16 protein-coding genes are annotated in these 15611 nt (G+C 73.5%); 10 read left to right on the top strand and 6 right to left on the bottom strand.

The genetic code is table 11. The features are described 5' to 3' along the window. Positions 1-4 precede the first annotated feature (4 nt). Both ACFVYI_RS03970 and ACFVYI_RS03965 read left to right on the top strand, forming a co-directional pair. Positions 5-1606, top strand: coding sequence for a cellulose binding domain-containing protein (locus ACFVYI_RS03970; protein WP_387881317.1), 1602 nt, complete (start codon positions 5-7; stop codon positions 1604-1606). Between the two features lie 175 nt (positions 1607-1781). Continuing rightward, the gene (locus ACFVYI_RS03965) at positions 1782-3185 is read left to right on the top strand and encodes a glycosyltransferase 87 family protein (protein WP_387881315.1); all 1404 of its coding nucleotides are present in this window, start codon (positions 1782-1784) and stop codon (positions 3183-3185) included. 176 nt (positions 3186-3361) lie between these two features. Here the strand turns inward: ACFVYI_RS03965 and ACFVYI_RS03960 are convergent, their stop codons facing one another. Beyond that, complete coding sequence (locus ACFVYI_RS03960; RefSeq protein ID WP_329487855.1) at positions 3362-3778, bottom strand: SsgA family sporulation/cell division regulator; 417 nt, start codon at positions 3776-3778, stop codon at positions 3362-3364. A gap of 396 nt (positions 3779-4174) precedes the next feature. Between ACFVYI_RS03960 and ACFVYI_RS03955 the strand changes: the two genes are divergently transcribed. Both ACFVYI_RS03955 and ACFVYI_RS03950 read left to right on the top strand, forming a co-directional pair. Beyond that, positions 4175-5647, top strand: coding sequence for an RDD family protein (locus tag ACFVYI_RS03955; protein WP_387881312.1), 1473 nt, complete (start codon positions 4175-4177; stop codon positions 5645-5647). A gap of 79 nt (positions 5648-5726) precedes the next feature. Then, positions 5727-6467 (top strand): RDD family protein, encoded by a 741-nt coding sequence (locus ACFVYI_RS03950; RefSeq protein WP_387881310.1) that lies wholly within the window; start codon positions 5727-5729, stop codon positions 6465-6467. 37 nt (positions 6468-6504) lie between these two features. Here ACFVYI_RS03950 and ACFVYI_RS03945 read toward each other — a convergent pair whose 3' ends face one another. Next, a complete protein-coding gene (locus ACFVYI_RS03945) occupies positions 6505-6798 on the bottom strand; it encodes a hypothetical protein (protein ID WP_387881308.1) in 294 nt (97 codons plus the stop codon). A gap of 246 nt (positions 6799-7044) precedes the next feature. On the opposite strand from ACFVYI_RS03945, the gene ACFVYI_RS03940 reads away from it, so the two are divergent. From ACFVYI_RS03940 to mycP, 4 genes are all read left to right on the top strand, one after another. Continuing rightward, on the top strand, positions 7045-7785 hold the full coding sequence (locus ACFVYI_RS03940; protein ID WP_387881306.1) for an endonuclease V: 741 nt from the start codon (positions 7045-7047) through the stop codon (positions 7783-7785). 125 nt (positions 7786-7910) lie between these two features. Continuing rightward, a complete protein-coding gene (locus tag ACFVYI_RS03935; protein ID WP_387881304.1) occupies positions 7911-8357 on the top strand; it encodes a hypothetical protein in 447 nt (148 codons plus the stop codon). 43 nt (positions 8358-8400) lie between these two features. Beyond that, positions 8401-9843 carry a hypothetical protein gene (locus ACFVYI_RS03930; RefSeq protein ID WP_387881302.1) on the top strand — a complete coding sequence of 481 codons (1443 nt, stop codon included), beginning with the start codon at positions 8401-8403 and terminating at the stop codon, positions 9841-9843. A 170-nt stretch (positions 9844-10013) separates the two neighbouring features. Then, positions 10014-11210: a type VII secretion-associated serine protease mycosin gene (gene mycP, locus ACFVYI_RS03925; protein ID WP_387881300.1), complete on the top strand. Its 1197-nt coding sequence runs from the start codon at positions 10014-10016 to the stop codon at positions 11208-11210. 22 nt (positions 11211-11232) lie between these two features. Here the strand turns inward: mycP and ACFVYI_RS03920 are convergent, their stop codons facing one another. Continuing rightward, complete coding sequence (locus tag ACFVYI_RS03920; protein WP_387881298.1) at positions 11233-11721, bottom strand: GNAT family N-acetyltransferase; 489 nt, start codon at positions 11719-11721, stop codon at positions 11233-11235. 73 nt (positions 11722-11794) lie between these two features. Beyond that, positions 11795-12454 (bottom strand): NAD(P)-dependent oxidoreductase, encoded by a 660-nt coding sequence (locus ACFVYI_RS03915; RefSeq protein ID WP_387881296.1) that lies wholly within the window; start codon positions 12452-12454, stop codon positions 11795-11797. 129 nt (positions 12455-12583) lie between these two features. Here ACFVYI_RS03915 and ACFVYI_RS03910 point away from each other — a divergent pair, with 129 nt between their 5' ends. Both ACFVYI_RS03910 and ACFVYI_RS03905 read left to right on the top strand, forming a co-directional pair. Continuing rightward, positions 12584-12988, top strand: coding sequence for a winged helix-turn-helix transcriptional regulator (locus tag ACFVYI_RS03910; RefSeq protein WP_387881294.1), 405 nt, complete (start codon positions 12584-12586; stop codon positions 12986-12988). A 111-nt stretch (positions 12989-13099) separates the two neighbouring features. After that, entirely contained in the window at positions 13100-13717 is a 618-nt protein-coding gene (locus tag ACFVYI_RS03905) for a DinB family protein (protein ID WP_387881292.1), read from the top strand. Between the two features lie 51 nt (positions 13718-13768). Here ACFVYI_RS03905 and ACFVYI_RS03900 read toward each other — a convergent pair whose 3' ends face one another. Both ACFVYI_RS03900 and ACFVYI_RS03895 read right to left on the bottom strand, forming a co-directional pair. Continuing rightward, positions 13769-14212: an RNA polymerase sigma factor gene (locus ACFVYI_RS03900; RefSeq protein ID WP_387881290.1), complete on the bottom strand. Its 444-nt coding sequence runs from the start codon at positions 14210-14212 to the stop codon at positions 13769-13771. A 626-nt stretch (positions 14213-14838) separates the two neighbouring features. Next, positions 14839-15363 (bottom strand): hypothetical protein, encoded by a 525-nt coding sequence (locus ACFVYI_RS03895; protein ID WP_387881288.1) that lies wholly within the window; start codon positions 15361-15363, stop codon positions 14839-14841. Positions 15364-15611: the final 248 nt, after the last annotated feature.

Here is a 15611-nt window from a genome sequence, read left to right as displayed (position 1 = left end):
GCCCATGACGACCCAGCCCGACCGCCGCCCGGGCCGCCGCCGGCGCAGCCGCAAGGGAGTCGTCCTCGGGGCCTCGGCCGTCGCCGCCGCGCTGGTCGCGGGCGGTGTCGTCGTCCTCGCCTCCTCGGCGAGCGCCGCCTCGCTCGGCGCGGTCTACACCCGCACCAGCACCTGGGACTCCGGCTACACCGGCCAGTACCTGGTCACCAACCCGGACGGCAGCGCGATCGAGGACTGGACGCTGAGCTTCGACCTGCCGGCCGGAGCGAAGATCGACTCGCTCTGGAACGCCACCTTCAGCGCCGACGGCCAGCACGTCACCGTCAAGCCCGAGTCCTGGAGCAAGCGCCTGGAGCCCGGTCGGAGCCTGGTGGTCGGCTTCGTCGCCCAGGGCTCCGGCGCGGCCCAGGCCGAGCCCGGCAACTGCCTGATCAACAACGCCTCCTGCAAGGCCGGGGACGGCACCGTGCCGACTCCCTCGGGCCGCCCAACCACGGTGCCCACCGCGTCGCCGACCGTGACCACGGTGCCCACTGCGGCGCCGACCGCCACGGCCACGGCCACCGCCAAGCCCACCACCGCGCCGCCGAGCCCCACCGCCACGACCAGGCCGACCACCCCGGCGCCGACCGCGAGCGCCACCCCGACGCCCACCGCCACCGCCACCGGCACTCCCGCCCCGGTCACCGGCGCCGGCTTCGCGCCGTACGTGGACACCTCGCTCTACCCGCCGTACGACCTCGTCGCCACCGCGAAGGCCACCGGCGTCAAGAACTTCACCCTCGCCTTCGTGGTCTCCGGCGGCGGCTGCACCCCGAAGTGGGGCGGTGTCAGCGAGCTGTCCGCCGACGCGGTGGCCGCCCAGATCGGCGCGCTGCGGGCGATCGGCGGCGACGTCCGGGTCTCCTTCGGCGGTGCCAACGGCAGCGAGCTGGCGCTCGCCTGCACCACGACGGCCGACCTGACCGCCGTCTACCAGAAGACCGTCGACACCTTCGGGCTGACCAAGGTCGACTTCGACGTCGAGGGCGGCGCGATCGCCGACACCGCCGCCAACACCCGCCGTGCCCAGGCCGTCGCCCAGCTGCAGAAGAACGCGGCCGCCAAGGGCAAGGCCCTGGACGTCTCCTTCACCCTGCCCGCGCTGCCCTCCGGCCTGACCCAGGAGGGCGTCAACCTGGTCGCGGGCGCCAAGAACAACGGCGTCGCGATCGGCGCGGTCAACATCATGGCGATGGACTTCGGTGACGGCGTCGCCCCGAACCCGCAGGGCCAGATGGGCAAGTACGCCATCGCCGCGGCCACCGCCACCCAGGCCCAGGTCAAGAGCGTGCTCGGCCTGGACGACGCCGCCGCCTGGCGCAAGGTCGCGGTCACCCCGATGATCGGGGTCAACGACGTGGCCAGCGAGATCTTCACCGTCGCCGACGCCAAGCAGCTCGCCGACTTCGCCGGGACCAAGCACCTGGCCTGGCTGGCGATGTGGTCCGGCACCCGCGACAAGGCGTGCGAGGGCGGCGCCAAGGCGTACGCCGACGCCAGCTGCAGCAGCATCGTCCAGCAGCCGCTGGACTTCACCCGGGCCCTCGGCGCCTACGCCGGCTGAGCCCCCGCGACCCCTCCCCGGGACCCCGGCCGTCCGTGCTCCGCCCGCAACGGAGTACGGCCGGCCGGGGTGTTCTCCGTTCCGGCCGGTCACGCTCCGTGATCGTTCTGATCAGGCCCGGTCGGCGGGCATCCGGTATCGTCGCTGGTTGGCCGAACGGTGGACGGAGCGAACAGTGACAGCGGTGCAAGACGAGCGCAGCGCGGTGCCAACCGCACCGGACCCGGCGCCCGGGCCCCTGTCGAACCGCCTGAAGGACGCCCTCGGCGCGCCCGTCCGGGCCCTGCGCGAGGCGCCGCGTCGTCCGCTGCTGGCCGTCTCCGCGGTGGCGCTGCTGTCCCTGGTGGTCTATGCCGTCGTGCGGCACTTCGTCCACACCTCGATGGTCGACATGATCGTCTACCGGGCGGAGGGCGCCGCCGTCGCCGACGGCACCGACCTCTACGCCCTGCGGGTCACCGAGTGGAACCTGCCCGCCACCTATCCGCCGTTCGCCGCGATGCTGTTCGTGCCGACGACCTGGTTCCCGGTGCCGTTCCTCCGGGTGGCGATCACGCTCGGCAACCTCGGGCTGCTCGCGCTCTTCACCCACCTGTCGTTCAAGCTGGTCGGCTGGCCGCGCCGCGAGCTGCGCCCGCTCGGCGTGATCCTGGTCACCGGCGGTGGCGTCTGGCTCGAACCGGTCTTCACCACGCTGCGCTACGGCCAGATCAACCTCGCCCTGGCCTGCCTGATCCTCTGGGACCTCGCCCGCCCCGACGGCCGCCGCAGCAAGGGTGTCGCGATCGGCATCGCCGCGGGCATCAAGCTCACCCCCGGGCTCTTCGCCGTCTACCTGCTGCTCACCGGCCGGATCCGGGCCGCCTTCGTGGCCGGCTTCACCTTCCTCGGCACCTTCCTGCTCGGCGGGCTCGTCCTGCCCGATGCCACCTGGGGCTTCTGGACCAAGTACCTCTACGACTCCTCGCGGGTCGGCAAGACCGAGATCGTCGACAACCAGTCGGTGCGCGGCGCCGTCGCCCGGCTGCTGCACAGCGCCGACCCCGGGCTCGTCGCGACCCTGGCCGCCGGACTGGTCGCGGTGGCCGGACTCGCCATCGCCGCCTGGGCGGCCTCCAGCTCCCGCTGGCTGCCGCGCGCCGAGGCGTGGGGCGTCTGCTGCACCGCCGTCACCGCGGTGCTGATCTCGCCGATCAGCTGGACCCACCACTGGGTCTGGTGCGTGCCCGTGCTCGCCCTGCTGGCCTGCGAGGCGGCGGTCGAGCAGGCCCGTCCGGCCGCCGTCCGCCGGATGCGCTGGCGCGCCGCGTTCGGGGCCACGCTGGTCGCCTTCTTCTCGTTCGGCATGTGGGTCGTGCCGCACCACGGCGACCTCGACCTGCACCTGTCGGCGGTCAGCCAGATCCCGGCTTCGGTCTACCCGCTCGTCGGGATCTGCTTCCTGCTGGCCGCGGCGCTACGCATAAGGGCTCGGCGGCGGGCCGCCGGCGCCCCGCTCGTCCCGCTGCCCGGGCAGCGCAGCGGCGGCGGCCGCCCGGGCCCCGCACACGACCGTCAGCAGGCCCCCGCGGCCCGCTGAGTCGCCGGGGGCTCCCGGGCCGCCGGGCCCGGGGGTGCTCCGCTCGGGGGTGGGCTGTCCGGGGGTGCTCTGTCCGGGGGTTTGTCGCTCAAGGCCTGCGCGCCCGGGGCCGGGGCGTCCCGGGCCGGGGCGTCCGGGTGTGCCCGGTGGGGGGCGGCGCCGTGCGGCGCGGTCGCTCACGCGAGCAGCTCGGCGAGCGAACCGTCCATGTCCAGTGCGGCCAGCTCGCTGCCCGGCGGCACCAGCCGGTGCGCCCGCTCCAGCCAGGCGGCCACCACCGGCAGCGGAGCCTCCAGCAGCGCGTCCCCGGCGGGCGAGCTCAGCGCCAGGCAGAGCACGCTGCGCCGGCCCGACCGGGTCGGCCAGATCCGCACGTCCCCCTGGCCGCACGGCCGGAAGGTGCCCTCCACCAGCAGCTCACGGGCGAACACCCAGGTGACCGGCGAGCCGGTGTCCAGGTGGAAGGTGATGTGCACCGCGTACGGGTCGTGGCTGCCGTAGGACAGCCGGGCCGGGACGGGGACGCTGTGCTCGGGGGAGAGCACCAGGTTGAGCTCCAGCTCGTGTTCGACCACGCTCGTCGCGCGCTCCATGATCGGGTTCCTCTCTGATTCCGGTTCATGCCCGGTTCCGGGCCCTGTGACCTTGGAGAGCGCGGGTCGCGGGCGCTCTTACACACGTTTCCGAGATTTCTTGGCGCAGTTCCCGCAGACGCGGACGAGGAGTGGTGCACGCGGGGGGAGCGGGCGCGTGCCGACGCGTGCGCGCCGTCCTCCCTATCCCGGGCGGACCCGGACTGTCCGGCGATTGCGCAACTTGCCTCCGTCGACCCGTCGAGGTACTACCCTTTGTGACTGCCCCGCGACTGTCCGCCAATGAGGCGGTGTCCTCGCGCGCGCCGACGGCGAAGCCACCCGTGCCGCCCGAGTCGCCGTCGCGCGGTCTGCCGCCGGGTGCGCCGCATCGGCCCTGCCAGGAAAGAAGACCCCATGACGGACCGGCCCTTCGCCGGCGGCGCGGAGACGGCCGTCGGCCCCACACCCGGGTACTACCCCGATCCCTCGGTGCCCGGCTTCGTCCGCTACTGGGGCGGCACCGCCTGGGTGCCCGGCACCAGCCGTCCGGCCCCGGCGGAGGGCGAGGTGCTGGAGCCGCCACGGTTCGTGGCCCGGCGCAGCGGTGTGGCGGGCGGCGCGGGAGCCGGGCCGGGGGCGGGTGCGCGCTTCGTTCCGCCGCCGGCGGCGCCGGAGGCCGTCGCGCCGTCGAGCGTCGTGGCGTCGCCCGTCGCGCCACCGACCGTCGTGCCACCGACCGTCGAGACCTCCGGGGAGACCGGACCGGTGTACCTCGACCAGACGGCGGGCGGGGCGTCGTTCAGCGTCGGGCCGCACCTGGCGGCCGGGCCGGCCTTCCGCCCGCCCGGGGCGCGGATGGACCTCGGGGCCGAGGCGGCCGGGCGGGGGCGCGCGGGAGAGGTGGCGCAGGGGGCCGGGGGAGAGCCGGACCCCTCCGGCTGGCAGGTCGACCCGCGGGCGCAGCGCGGCCTGATGGAGACCGGCGGGGCGCCGCGCTGGGTCTCCTGGGGAGTGCTCCCGGGGGCGGAGCCGTCGCCGGGCACGGTCGAGTCCGCGGACGTCCGGCCGGTGGTCGTGGAGCGGGAGCCCGCAGAGCGGGTGGGGCCCGTCGTGGCGGCTGCGGTGTCCGCGCAGCCGGTGGCCTCCGTGGCGCCGGTGGGCTTGCGTGCCTCCGGTTCGGCGCCGGTGCCGGTGCCCGTTCCCGCGTCGGAGCCTGTGCCCGCGGCGGGGCCGGAGCCGGAGCTCGCGTCGGAGCCGGCTGCCACTGCCGCACCGGCCGGCAACGTGGCGCCGGCCGTCGACGCCGTGCCCGCCGTGACGCCCGCGCCCGTCGCCCCTGCGGCGAAGGCCGGGCCCGCGCCGCGATCTGCGGCCCGTCGCCGTCCCCCCGCACCGGTGGCCGCCGGGCTCGGGCGCCGGCTGGCCGCGCGTTTGGTGGACACCGCCGTCCTCGCCGTGGTCGCCACCGCGGCCGCCATCCCGCTCGGCAACTCCGCGCTGTCCCACCTCCAACAGAAGCTCGCCCAGGCCAGGATGGCCAGCGCCCTCACCCGCCGTCAGGTCGACGTCTGGCTGGTCGACGGTGTGGTGGTGGGCAAGGCCGCTGTCCTGCTCGCCGTCCTCGCCTTCGTCGGCGTGCTCTACGAAGTCCTGCCGACCGCCCGTACCGGCCAGACCTTCGGCAAGCGCCTGGCCCGGATCCGGGTGGTGGACGCGACCCCGTCGGCCGCCCGCCTCCGGCTGAGCTTCGCCCGCTCGCTGGCCCGTTGGCTGGTCCGCAACGCCTCGGCGGTTCTGCTGCTCGGCCTGGTCTGGCCGCTGTTCGACCGCCCCGCCCGGCGCGGCTGGCACGACCGGATGGCGGGCACCAGGGTCGTCCGGGACTGACCACGGGCACACGGAGGTTGCTGGGCGAAACGGACTAAATATCCGAAACTTAGCGAATGTGTGATGTTCTACTCGGGGAATGAGCACCCACGACCCCTCAGGCTCCGAGCCGGAGGGGGGCGGCCAGCCCTCCTTCGACAAGCAGCCCCCGTACCCGGGTGGCGGCACGCCGGAAGGTGCGCCGTCGGACCCGTCCGGCAACCCGCCGCCGTCGACCCCGCCGCCGGCCGGCAGCCCCTACGGTGACCGCCCCGGCGCGTACGGCGGCACCTACGGCGGCACCCCCGGTGGTTCGCCGTACGGGCAGGGCCCCTACGGCGGGCCGCCGTCCGACCAGCCACCGCCCGGATACGGACCCACGGGGCACGGCACGCCCGGTGCCGGGCCGATCCCCGGGATGCCGCCGCTCGGCAGTTGGCCGAACCGGATCCTCGCGCAGCTGATCGACTACGTCCTCGCGCAGATCGTGGCGATCATCGTGGTGCTGCCCTTCGCCAGCCTCGGCGACCGCTCCGGTTCGGCCGGCGCCTTCTGGCTGGCCTGCGGCCTGCTCCTGATCTACGACGGCGTGATGCTCAGCCGGGACGGCCAGACCCTCGGCAAGAAGGCCATGAAGCTCAGGGTCGCGATGCTGATCGACGGCACCACGCCGACGCCGGCCGCCGCCTGGACGAGGTCCGCCGTCTTCATCCTTCCGGCGGTCATCTGCTGCGCCGCGCTCTGGTGGCTGATCGACGTTCTGTTCGGCGTCTTCGACAAGCCGTACCGCCAGTGCATCCACGACAAGGCCGTGAAGACCGTGGTGGTCTCCACGGTCTGATCCCGTCTCCGCGTGCCCGGTACCGCCCGGTGGTGCGTCAGCGCTGCCGGGCGTACGCGTGCCCGGCGGGCGCGGGCGCGGGTGCGTCGGCCGGGGCCGCCGCCGGGCTCGGCGCGGGGGCGGTGGTGACGGCGGCCGTGACGGCGGCACGGCGCTGGGCGGCGGTGGACAGCGACAGCAGCGTCACCAGCGTCCCGAGGGCGAGCGCGAAGCCCACCAGTACGGCGATCTCCAGGACGCCCGTGGCGCCCGAGACGGCCAGCAGCGCCACGGCGGCGGCGACGACGGTGAAGGTGCCGAGGCAGAACTGAGCGGTGGTCGGGCGCGGCATGGCGATCGGTCCTTCGCACGTCGGGGGGAACGGGCGGGGCGAAGCGGGGCGGGACGGGGCGAGGCGGTGCCGATGCTGGCATCCCTGTCCAGGACTCCTACCCGGTACAGGAGTTCGGTAAGTGCAGCCTAAGCCGCCGGGCCCGGGGCACGGGGGGCGCACAGGCTCACTGCGGGGTCGTCCGCCCGACTCGGTACGGTGATCGGGACTCATCCATTGACGCTCGACGCCCCAGGGGGAACCGCCGTGCCCATCCCCGCCGACTGGCCCGCCACCGAGGTCGAGGCCCTCGCCGAACAGGAACGGTTGCGCCCGCTCGTCCAGCCCCACGGCCCGGGCCCGGGCGTCGGCACCGGCTCCGCCACCGGCACCGACGGCGAAACCGAGGCCGACACGCTGATCGCCGGCGTGGACGTCGCCTACGACGACGAGCGGGACCTCGTGGTCGCCGCCGCCGTGGTCCTGGACCGCGACACCCTGGCCGTCGTCGAGGAGTCGACCGCCGTCGGCCGGATCGCCTTCCCCTACGCACCCGGCCTGCTCGCCTTCCGCGAACTCCCCGCCGTCCTCGACGCCCTGGCCGCGCTCACCCGCACCCCCGGCACCGTGGTCTGCGACGGCTACGGCCTCGCCCACCCGCGCCGCCTGGGCCTGGCCAGCCACCTCGGCGTGCTCACCGGCCTGCGCACCCTCGGCGTCGCCAAGACCCCGTTCGTCTTCGACCACCACGAGCCCGCCGCCGCCCGCGGCGCCTGGACCCCGCTCACCGACCCCGCCACCGGGGAGGAGGTCGGCCGCGCCGTCCGCACCCGGCCCGGCGTCAAGCCGGTGTTCGTCTCCGTCGGCCACCGCATCGGCCTGTCCGAGGCGGTCGACACCGCCCTGGCCCTCGCCCCTCGCTACCGGCTGCCCGAAACCACCCGCCACGCCGACTCGCTCTGCCGCCGCGCCCTCGCCGCACTCCAGCGGGAAACACCCGTGAACTGACGGCCCGCCAGGTCATCGGCGGTTCGGCGCGAGCGCCGTTCTGCTCGCCCGACCCATGTGTTAGACATGTGTCTCCCGGGCTGTGCACGGCAGCACGGGGCGGACGCACGGGGGAGGCGCCGGACGTGGCGACGGGGACCGGATCGACGGGCGGAGCCGGCGGCGGCTACCGGGTCGAAGTCGAACAACTACGGGCCTTCGCGGCCCAGGTAAGGCTCCTGCTGGCCGAGTTCGAACGCCACGCCGACGGCACCCGGACACACGGACAGAGCGCCGTCGGCAAGACCTCCTTCGGCACCTTCGCCGAGGCCACCGAACTGCACGGCCGGTACCAGACGATGCGCGACGGGCTGCGCGACGTCCTCAACCAGCTCCAGGACGCCGTCGACGAGGCCCAGAAGAAGGCCGAGCTCACCGCCACCAACTACCAGGAGCAGGAACACCGCACCGCCGGCAAGCTGAAGCTCGGCGACGACGGCTGGTCGGTGGCCGCCCCGTCCGCCACCAGCGCCGCCGCGTACACCCAGACGGTGGCCCCGCCCCGACACCCCGGCGGGAAGTCCGAACGATGACCACCGAACGGGCACAGTCCCACGGGAACGGAGGCGGCCGCCGATGACGTACACCAACTTCAACGACTACAGCCACGCCGAACTCCGGAAGATGGCCCAGGCCCTGAACCCCGGCGAGGTGATGGCCGCCGGCGACCCCTGGCGCCGCGCCGCCGACACCCTCAAAGCCATCCGCGCCACCCTCACCCGCGCCAGCACCGAGGCCGCCGTCAGCTGGGAGGGCAGCACCAGCGACGCCTTCCACACCCGCATGCTCAACCTCGCCGCCACCATCAACAACGCGGCCTCCTACGCCAACGACGCCGCCAACACCCTCAAAGCCATGTCCGAGGCCATCGCCAAGGCCAAACACGACATGCCCGAGGAGCCCAGCGGCTGGGACCAGCTCAAGGACGGCGTCGGCGACACCGTCTCGTCCCTGTTCGGCGGCGACGACGAGGACACCAAGACCGCCATCGCCGAACAGCGCAAACTCGAAGCCGCCGCCGTCATGCAGACCCTCGCCATGCACTATCGCGTCGCCGCCCCGATGCTGAAGCCTCCACCGCCCTACCAGCCGCTTGGGAAGCTGGGCGAGAATCGCGACGTTGTTCCGCAGGACGATCCGAGCGGTTCGGCAGCGGTCGCCAGCGCGATGATGGTGGGCACCGGCATTGGGAACCCCACGATTTCTCCGACACAGGTCGGGGAGTCGCCATCGCAGACCCGGCGGGCGTCCGAGCAGTCGACGGTCAAGCGCCCTGTTCCGCCTGCTCCTCCTGCCCCGACGGACCCGGGGATCAAAGGCGGCACCGCGCAGACACTCCCGAAGGCGCCGGGTACGACGAACTACGGCCCGGGTGTGGGTATCGACGCCGCGACGGTGAACCTTCCCGCCACGTCCGGGAACAACGTTGTTACTCCGGGAACGCAACCGACTGGCAACCCGGCGACGTCCGCCAGCCTTCCGAAGCTCAACGGTCCTGTTCCTGGTGGCGGGTCCTCCTTCGACGGGGGCGAGACGGTTACCGGGGCGAAGAGCGCCTCAGGAAACGCTCAGGGCAAAGGCGCGGTGTCGGCCAATGAACCGGCCGGCCGGCCGAACGTCGCTGACAGGTCCGCGAATCGTGGGGGCCGGGCTGTTGGCGCCGGTGACTCCTTCGGAAGCGGATTCGGAGCCGGGGGTCGTGGATCAGGCGGAATCACGGGCAGCAACAGGCCATCGGGGCGGACTGGCGGTGTTGTCGGCGAGGGAAGCCGCTTCGGTGCCGGAGCCGGTAGCAAGCAGGCATTCACCGAAGGAGGCTCTGGACTGGGCGCTCGAACCCGGGCGAGGGCCGACATGGGCGCTGCACCCACGAGCGGTATTGCACCAGGAGTCCCGCTCAGCGACGCGCAGCGTCGCCGCAGGAATGAGGAGAAGGACTCCAAGCGACCTGACTACCTGGTGGAGGACGAGGAGACCTGGGCGTCGGACAAGCCCGCCAATCCAAACGTGGTGGAATGAGCCTGTCCTGGGGAAGGGCCGGCTGATCCGATCGGGTGCCCCGCGGGTCGGTGATCTGCGGGGCACATCGCTGAGTGGGGTGACCAGGTTTGACGAGCAACCGACTGGCACGGGGTGCAGCGGTTCTTGCTGCGGGGGGTTTGCTCTGGGCCACCTGCGCCACACCGGCGTTGGCGGATCAGATTCGCGACAAGCAGTGGGCTCTGAAGCTCTTCGAAGCTGAGAAGAAGGTTTGGCCCGTCAGCCAGGGCGAGGGTGTGATCGTCGGATTGCTGGACAGCGGAGTCAATCAAGATCACCAGGACCTGGCAGGACAGGTGCTTGCCGGAGCCGACTTCTCCGGGGCCAACTCGGACGGTCGCGTCGACAGCGACGGCCATGGAACGTCGATGGCGAGCCTGATCGCGGGGCATGGGCACGGCGCGCAGGACGGAGTCATGGGGCTGGCTCCGAAAGCGAAGATCCTGCCTGTCAGATTGACAGCGAATGGTGAAGGTACCGGCCTTCAGCAGAACAGTCTCGCTTCGGCCATACGATTCGCTGCTGATCACGGCGCGAAGGTCGTCAACTTGTCCATCGGAGGCGCGTCTCGGTTCGACTCCCAGGTGCGTGAGGCCGTCAACTACGCCGTCTCCAAGGACGTTCTCCTGGTTGCCGCTGCAGGCAACAGCGGAGGAAATCTGAAGACAGTCGAGTATCCGGCCGCATTCCCAGGAGTTGTGGCAGTCGGAGCCGTTGATGACGGGGGACGGATCTGGGAGCGGTCCACCTCGGGGCCCGAGATCACACTTGCTGCGCCTGGCGTCGAGGTCTATCAGGCCACGGCCAAGTCCGCATCGAGCTACGGAATCGGCAACGGCACCTCGGACGCCACCGCCTACGTGTCCGCCACCGCTGCGCTGATCCGCTCCAAGTACCCCGGTCTCTCCGCCGGGCAGGTCATCAATCGGATGATCAAGAGTGCGACTCCGCCGGGGGACGGTTCGGCGGTGCCGGATGCCCACTACGGGTACGGGATCGTCGATCCGGCCAAGGCGTTGGAACCGAACGCCGCGGTGGACGGCGGGCCGAAGACGAATCCGTTGCTCGGCCGGGCGGAGTCCCAGGGGGCTCCGCCGGATTCCGGGGCGGAGGCCACCGACGACGCCTCGGCGCCGCCGATGGCGGCGCCGGTGGCCGGGGCGGGCGGGAACGCGGGGGTCACGTACACCCTGCTCGGGGCCGGCGGCCTGGTGGTGCTGGTGGTCGCCGGGGTGGGAGCGGGGCTGGCGGTGCGGGCGCGGAAGCGGCGCCGGGCTGCCGTGGTGGGTGCGTCCCCGTACCCGCCGGGGTACGGTCCGCCGCCGCAGCAGCCGCCCTACCGGTGAGCCGGTCGCGTGCGGGCCGTCGTCAGAGCCGGCGGTGCATGATGTGCAGGCCGACGTAGCCCTTCCGCGGGTGGTGGAAGGCTTCGGGGACGGTGGTGAGGATCTCGAAGCCGAGGGATTTCCAGAGGGCCACCGCGCGGTCGTTGGTCTCCACGACGGCGTTGAACTGCATCGCGCGGTAGCCGTCGGCGCGGGCTTGGTCGAGTACGTGGGCGCAGAGGGCGCGGGCGACGCCCCGGCCGGAGTGGCGGGGGTCGACCATGAAGCCCGCGTTGGCGACGTGGGCGCCGCCGCCGGACTGGTTGGGGTGGCTCTCGGCGGTTCCCAGGACGGTGCCGTCCTCGTCGACGGCGACGAAGGTGCGGCCGGGGGCGGGTTTGAACCAGATCGCGCGGGCGCGGTCCTCGCTGGTGTCGCGGTCCCAGCTGTAGGTCTCTCCGGCGGCGACGATCTCACGGAGGAAGGGCCAGATGGCCGGCCAGTCGGCGGGGGTGGCTTCGCGGATGAGCATGGTGCCCAGCATGGACCGAGGAGCCCTCTCCGGCCAGGGACTTTCGGTCGGCCCCGCCCGGGCCCGCCCCCGGCTACGCGGCGACGGCGATCTGCTCGCGGTGGTGTGCCGGCGCGGCGGCCTCGTCGACCACGGCCACCGCGAGGTCGGCCTGGGCGATCCGCTCGCCGAGGACCTGCGGGCCGCCGACCCGGTAGTGGCCGGTGCCGGGCGCGGTGCGGTCGAGGTCGAGGGGCGGGGTGACGACGACCCAGTCCAGTGCGGTGGCGGAGTCCCGCAGCAGGTCCAGCGCGGTGGAGTGGCCGAGCGAGAAGGCGCGGTAGGCCTCGGGGAAGGCGGGGCCGTCGTGGACGGCGGTGCCGGGCGCGGTCTCCAGCGTGGTGGCGACGCCGACGTGGACCAGCCGGTGGACCCCGGCCGCGGCGAGGCCGGCCACCAGGGCTTCGGTGGCGGCCCGGTAGAACCGGGCGGAGGGCACGTCGGGGGTGTAGACGGTGCTGACGGCGGCGGTGTGCCCGAGTGCGGCGGTGGCGACGGCGGCCTCGTCGGTGATGTCGCAGCGGACCAGGGCGGCGCCGGTCTCCGCGAGGTCGCGGTGGCGCTCGGGGTCGCGGACGGCGGCGGTGACGGTCAGTCCGCGCCGCCGGGCTTCGGCGACCACGGCGCGCCCGACCTGCCCGCCCGCGCCGAACACGATCACGTCGGTGCCGTCCTGCTTGCCGGTGCTGCTCATCGCGGTCTCCGTCCGCTCGTCGGGGGCGCTGTCGCCCGCCGTTGCCGTGACGGTAGACCGGGGGTGCCGGTTACTTCAACGGTACCGGCGGGGGCCGGACCGGACGCGGCGTCGGCTACCGTCGGGGCCATGACGCCGACCGTGCTCGTACCGCTGCCACCGGACTTCTTCGACCCGGGCTGCCCGGTGCAGACGATTCCGGTGCTGGGCGGCAAGAAGTGGGCCTGGAAGATCATGCGCTGCCTGGAGGGCGGTCCGCGCCGGTTCTCCGAGCTGCGGGTGCCGCTGGTCGGCATCACCTCGAAGGTGCTGTCCGAGTCGCTGCGCGCGATGGAGTACGACGGCGTGGTGAGCCGCACCGAGTACGACGAGAACCCGCCGCGGGTGGAGTACGCGCTGACGCCGCTCGGCCACACGCTGCTGGGGCCGATGGACGCGGTCTGCGCCTGGAGCCGGCAGAACCTGGCGGGTCTGCTGGAGGCGCGGGAGGCGTACGAGCGGGACGAGGACGTGCGGGCCGGCCGCTCCCGCTGAGCCGTCCGGGTGGCGCGGCGGCACCGGCCCGGCCGGGCCTGGCAGTATTTCGGCGGCCGCTGGCGGTCGGGCCGCTGGTGGGGGCGGTGGGGCCGCGGCCATCCTGGACGCATGACCAGTCCTGAGAGCGCCGCCGCCGCGTCCGTCCCGAAGTCCGCCGCAGGCGGCGCCGATACCGCCGGCACCGCCTCCACCGAAGCCATCGTCCCGGACACCAAGGACTGGACCTGGGTGCTGGAGCGGGCCTGCCCGGACTGCGGCCTGGACTCCGCGGCCGTGGACCGCGACGCCGTCCCCGGGCTGATCCGGGCCAACGCGGACGCCTGGGTGGCGGTGCTGGGCGGCGACGAGGACGCGCTGCGCCGCCGGCCCCGCCCGGAGGTCTGGTCGGACCTGGAGTACGCCTGCCACGTACGGGACGTCTTCCGGCTGTTCCACGTCCGGCTGAACCTCATGCTCGACCAGGACGGCCCGGACTTCCCGAACTGGGACCAGGACGAGACGGCCGTCGCCGAACGCTACGGGGAGCAGCGGCCGTCGGCGGTCGCGGCGGATCTGGCCGAGGCCGGGCGGATCCTGGCGGACGCCTTCGAGCGGGTCGCGGGCGAGCAGTGGCAGCGCACCGGCAACCGCAGCGACGGTGCGCGTTTCACGGTGGAGTCGTTCTCCCGCTACCTGGTCCACGACCCGGTCCACCACCTGTACGACGTGACGGGCGCGCGGGTCTGATCCACCGGGCGCGGGCGCGGGTCCCGGGGTGGCGCGAGGGCTTCGCCGGGGTCACCAGCCGGAGGCCTCGCGCAGCATGGTGCGGCGGAGTCGGCCGGCCACGCTGGCGGTGTCGGTGCCGATGACATCGGCGATCTCGGGTGCGGCGAGGCCGACGACGTAGTGCAGGATCGCGAGGTCGTCGTCGGCGGGGTGGTGGGGCCGGGCCGGCGGCCCGGCCTGTCGGGTGTGGTCGCTGACGGTGCCGCGCAGGATCTGCCAGGCGTGTGCGGTGGGATTGGAGCTGCCCAGCAACTCGCGCCAGTGGACGGCGATTTCGGCGAAGGCCTGTTGGACCGCGCCGGCCGCCTCGGTCTGGTCCGGCAGCCACACCCGGGCGTAGCTGAGGTACCGCGGTCGGTGCAGCTCGCAGAACGCCGCGAACTCCAGCGGTACGGCAGGCGGTTCGCCGGGCCCCGGGGGAGGCTCGGCGGTGCTGTCATGACGGTTGGTCATCTCGGCTTCTCGGCAAGTGAGATGGGCTTCTGACGGTCGATCATCTGTGCTCACTCTACGGTAGGCGCTCGGTGCGCTGGGTTACCAATCGGATTGAATGCCCGGAAGGCACCGTCGCTCGGCCGGTTCCGGCGGTGGCCGGCGGCGGGCGGGCGGGCGGCGGGGTGGCGCGGGGCCGGTGGTGGAGTGGGGCACAGCGGTGCGGCGGGCGCGGACGCGAGTGCGTCGTGGCCGGTCAGCGGAGTGGGACTGCGGGTTCGCGGGGCAGTTGATGAGCCACCGTAGGCGGTTCGGCGGCTCACGTCCACGCCCTCGGCGTGAAGCCGCGCCCGCGCTACCGGTCGCGCGCGCGGAGCATCGGCGCAGGTGTTCGGACGGTCCCGGAGGCGGTCCGCGGAGGGGTGGTGCGCTCGTGCCGCCGGGGTCGGCCGGGCGGGAGCCGGGCCGGTGGGCCGGGCGGGGCCGGGCGGTGGGGCAGGGTGGGCCCGGGTCGGGCCCGAAGCGGTGCGGGCGAGACGGCAGGGCGGGCGGTCCGGCCCCCTCCGGCCGCCCCTGTCCGTGTCGGTCGCGCCCGGTCGCCCGACGGGTGGGCGACTGTGCGGCGCGGTACTTCGTCCGGTCGAACGTCAGCCGGTGTGCCTGGCCTCCGCGGAGGTGATCCGGCCGTCCGCCGCGGTGGTCCGTTCGAGCTGGGCGGGGAAGGCGTCGACGGCCCGCCGCCGGGCCAGCTCGGCCGCCGCGGCTGCTGCGGCGGCTGCTGCTGCCGTGGCGCTCACGGCGGCGGCCCCGTCCGGCCCGGTGGGGTCGTCGATCCGTCGTTCGCGGCCGACGGCGGTGCGGGCGGCATGGTCCTCGGCCGCCTGTCTCGCGGCCAGGTAGGCCTGGACGGCGGCCATCCCGTACACGGGCTGGATCAGCTGGTGCCCCTTGAAGAAGGGCCGGGCCGGGGCGAATCCGGCCGCGACCACGAGGTCGCGGATCTCGGCTATCTCCGCCTCGCTGCGGGCGGTGAAGCGAACCTCCCAGCCTTTTTTGTACGTATGGCCCTGTTCGCCGCTGCGGCGGGCCGGGTCCGGCCGGCGGACGTATCCGGGCAGGCGGCCAAGGCGGAGCTGGGCCGCGCGGAGGCCGGCGGTCTCGTCACGTGACATGCACCAAGGGTAGGCAATCCGGCGGGCGGGAGTGACTTCCGGAGGCGCTTCGGCGTATGCCCTTGGTCACTCACGGTCAGACAGCCTGGTCGTCGCTCGGCTTCAATCAATAGTGACAAGCATATGATCGCCCATTACGCCGAATGAGTGAGGGTATGAGGACTTTAGTGCGGACTGGTCCCGGTTTCACGACGGTTGGGTAACAGTGCGTCAGGTGGCCGATGGACGGTCCGGGCTGTTGGGGATGG

It is taken from the genome of Kitasatospora sp. NPDC058218 (assembly GCF_042882445.1).
Taxonomy (GTDB): domain Bacteria; phylum Actinomycetota; class Actinomycetes; order Streptomycetales; family Streptomycetaceae; genus Kitasatospora.
This window is presented reverse-complemented; position numbering and strand designations above follow the sequence as displayed.

Bases quoted from the DNA above. Each gene is read 5' to 3' on its own strand.
- ACFVYI_RS03920 (WP_387881298.1), bottom strand. From the start codon at position 11,721: ATGCTCATCCGCGAAGCCACCCCCGCCGACTGGCCGGCCATCTGGCCC.
- ACFVYI_RS03930 (WP_387881302.1), top strand. From the start codon at position 8,401: ATGACGTACACCAACTTCAACGACTACAGCCACGCCGAACTCCGGAAG.
- ACFVYI_RS03900 (WP_387881290.1), bottom strand. From the start codon at position 14,212: ATGACCAACCGTCATGACAGCACCGCCGAGCCTCCCCCGGGGCCCGGC.
- ACFVYI_RS03895 (WP_387881288.1), bottom strand. From the start codon at position 15,363: ATGTCACGTGACGAGACCGCCGGCCTCCGCGCGGCCCAGCTCCGCCTT.
- ACFVYI_RS03955 (WP_387881312.1), top strand. From the start codon at position 4,175: ATGACGGACCGGCCCTTCGCCGGCGGCGCGGAGACGGCCGTCGGCCCC.
- ACFVYI_RS03960 (WP_329487855.1), bottom strand. From the start codon at position 3,778: ATGGAGCGCGCGACGAGCGTGGTCGAACACGAGCTGGAGCTCAACCTG.
- ACFVYI_RS03905 (WP_387881292.1), top strand. From the start codon at position 13,100: ATGACCAGTCCTGAGAGCGCCGCCGCCGCGTCCGTCCCGAAGTCCGCC.
- ACFVYI_RS03915 (WP_387881296.1), bottom strand. From the start codon at position 12,454: ATGAGCAGCACCGGCAAGCAGGACGGCACCGACGTGATCGTGTTCGGC.
- ACFVYI_RS03945 (WP_387881308.1), bottom strand. From the start codon at position 6,798: ATGCCGCGCCCGACCACCGCTCAGTTCTGCCTCGGCACCTTCACCGTC.
- ACFVYI_RS03910 (WP_387881294.1), top strand. From the start codon at position 12,584: ATGACGCCGACCGTGCTCGTACCGCTGCCACCGGACTTCTTCGACCCG.
- ACFVYI_RS03950 (WP_387881310.1), top strand. From the start codon at position 5,727: ATGAGCACCCACGACCCCTCAGGCTCCGAGCCGGAGGGGGGCGGCCAG.
- ACFVYI_RS03970 (WP_387881317.1), top strand. From the start codon at position 5: ATGACGACCCAGCCCGACCGCCGCCCGGGCCGCCGCCGGCGCAGCCGC.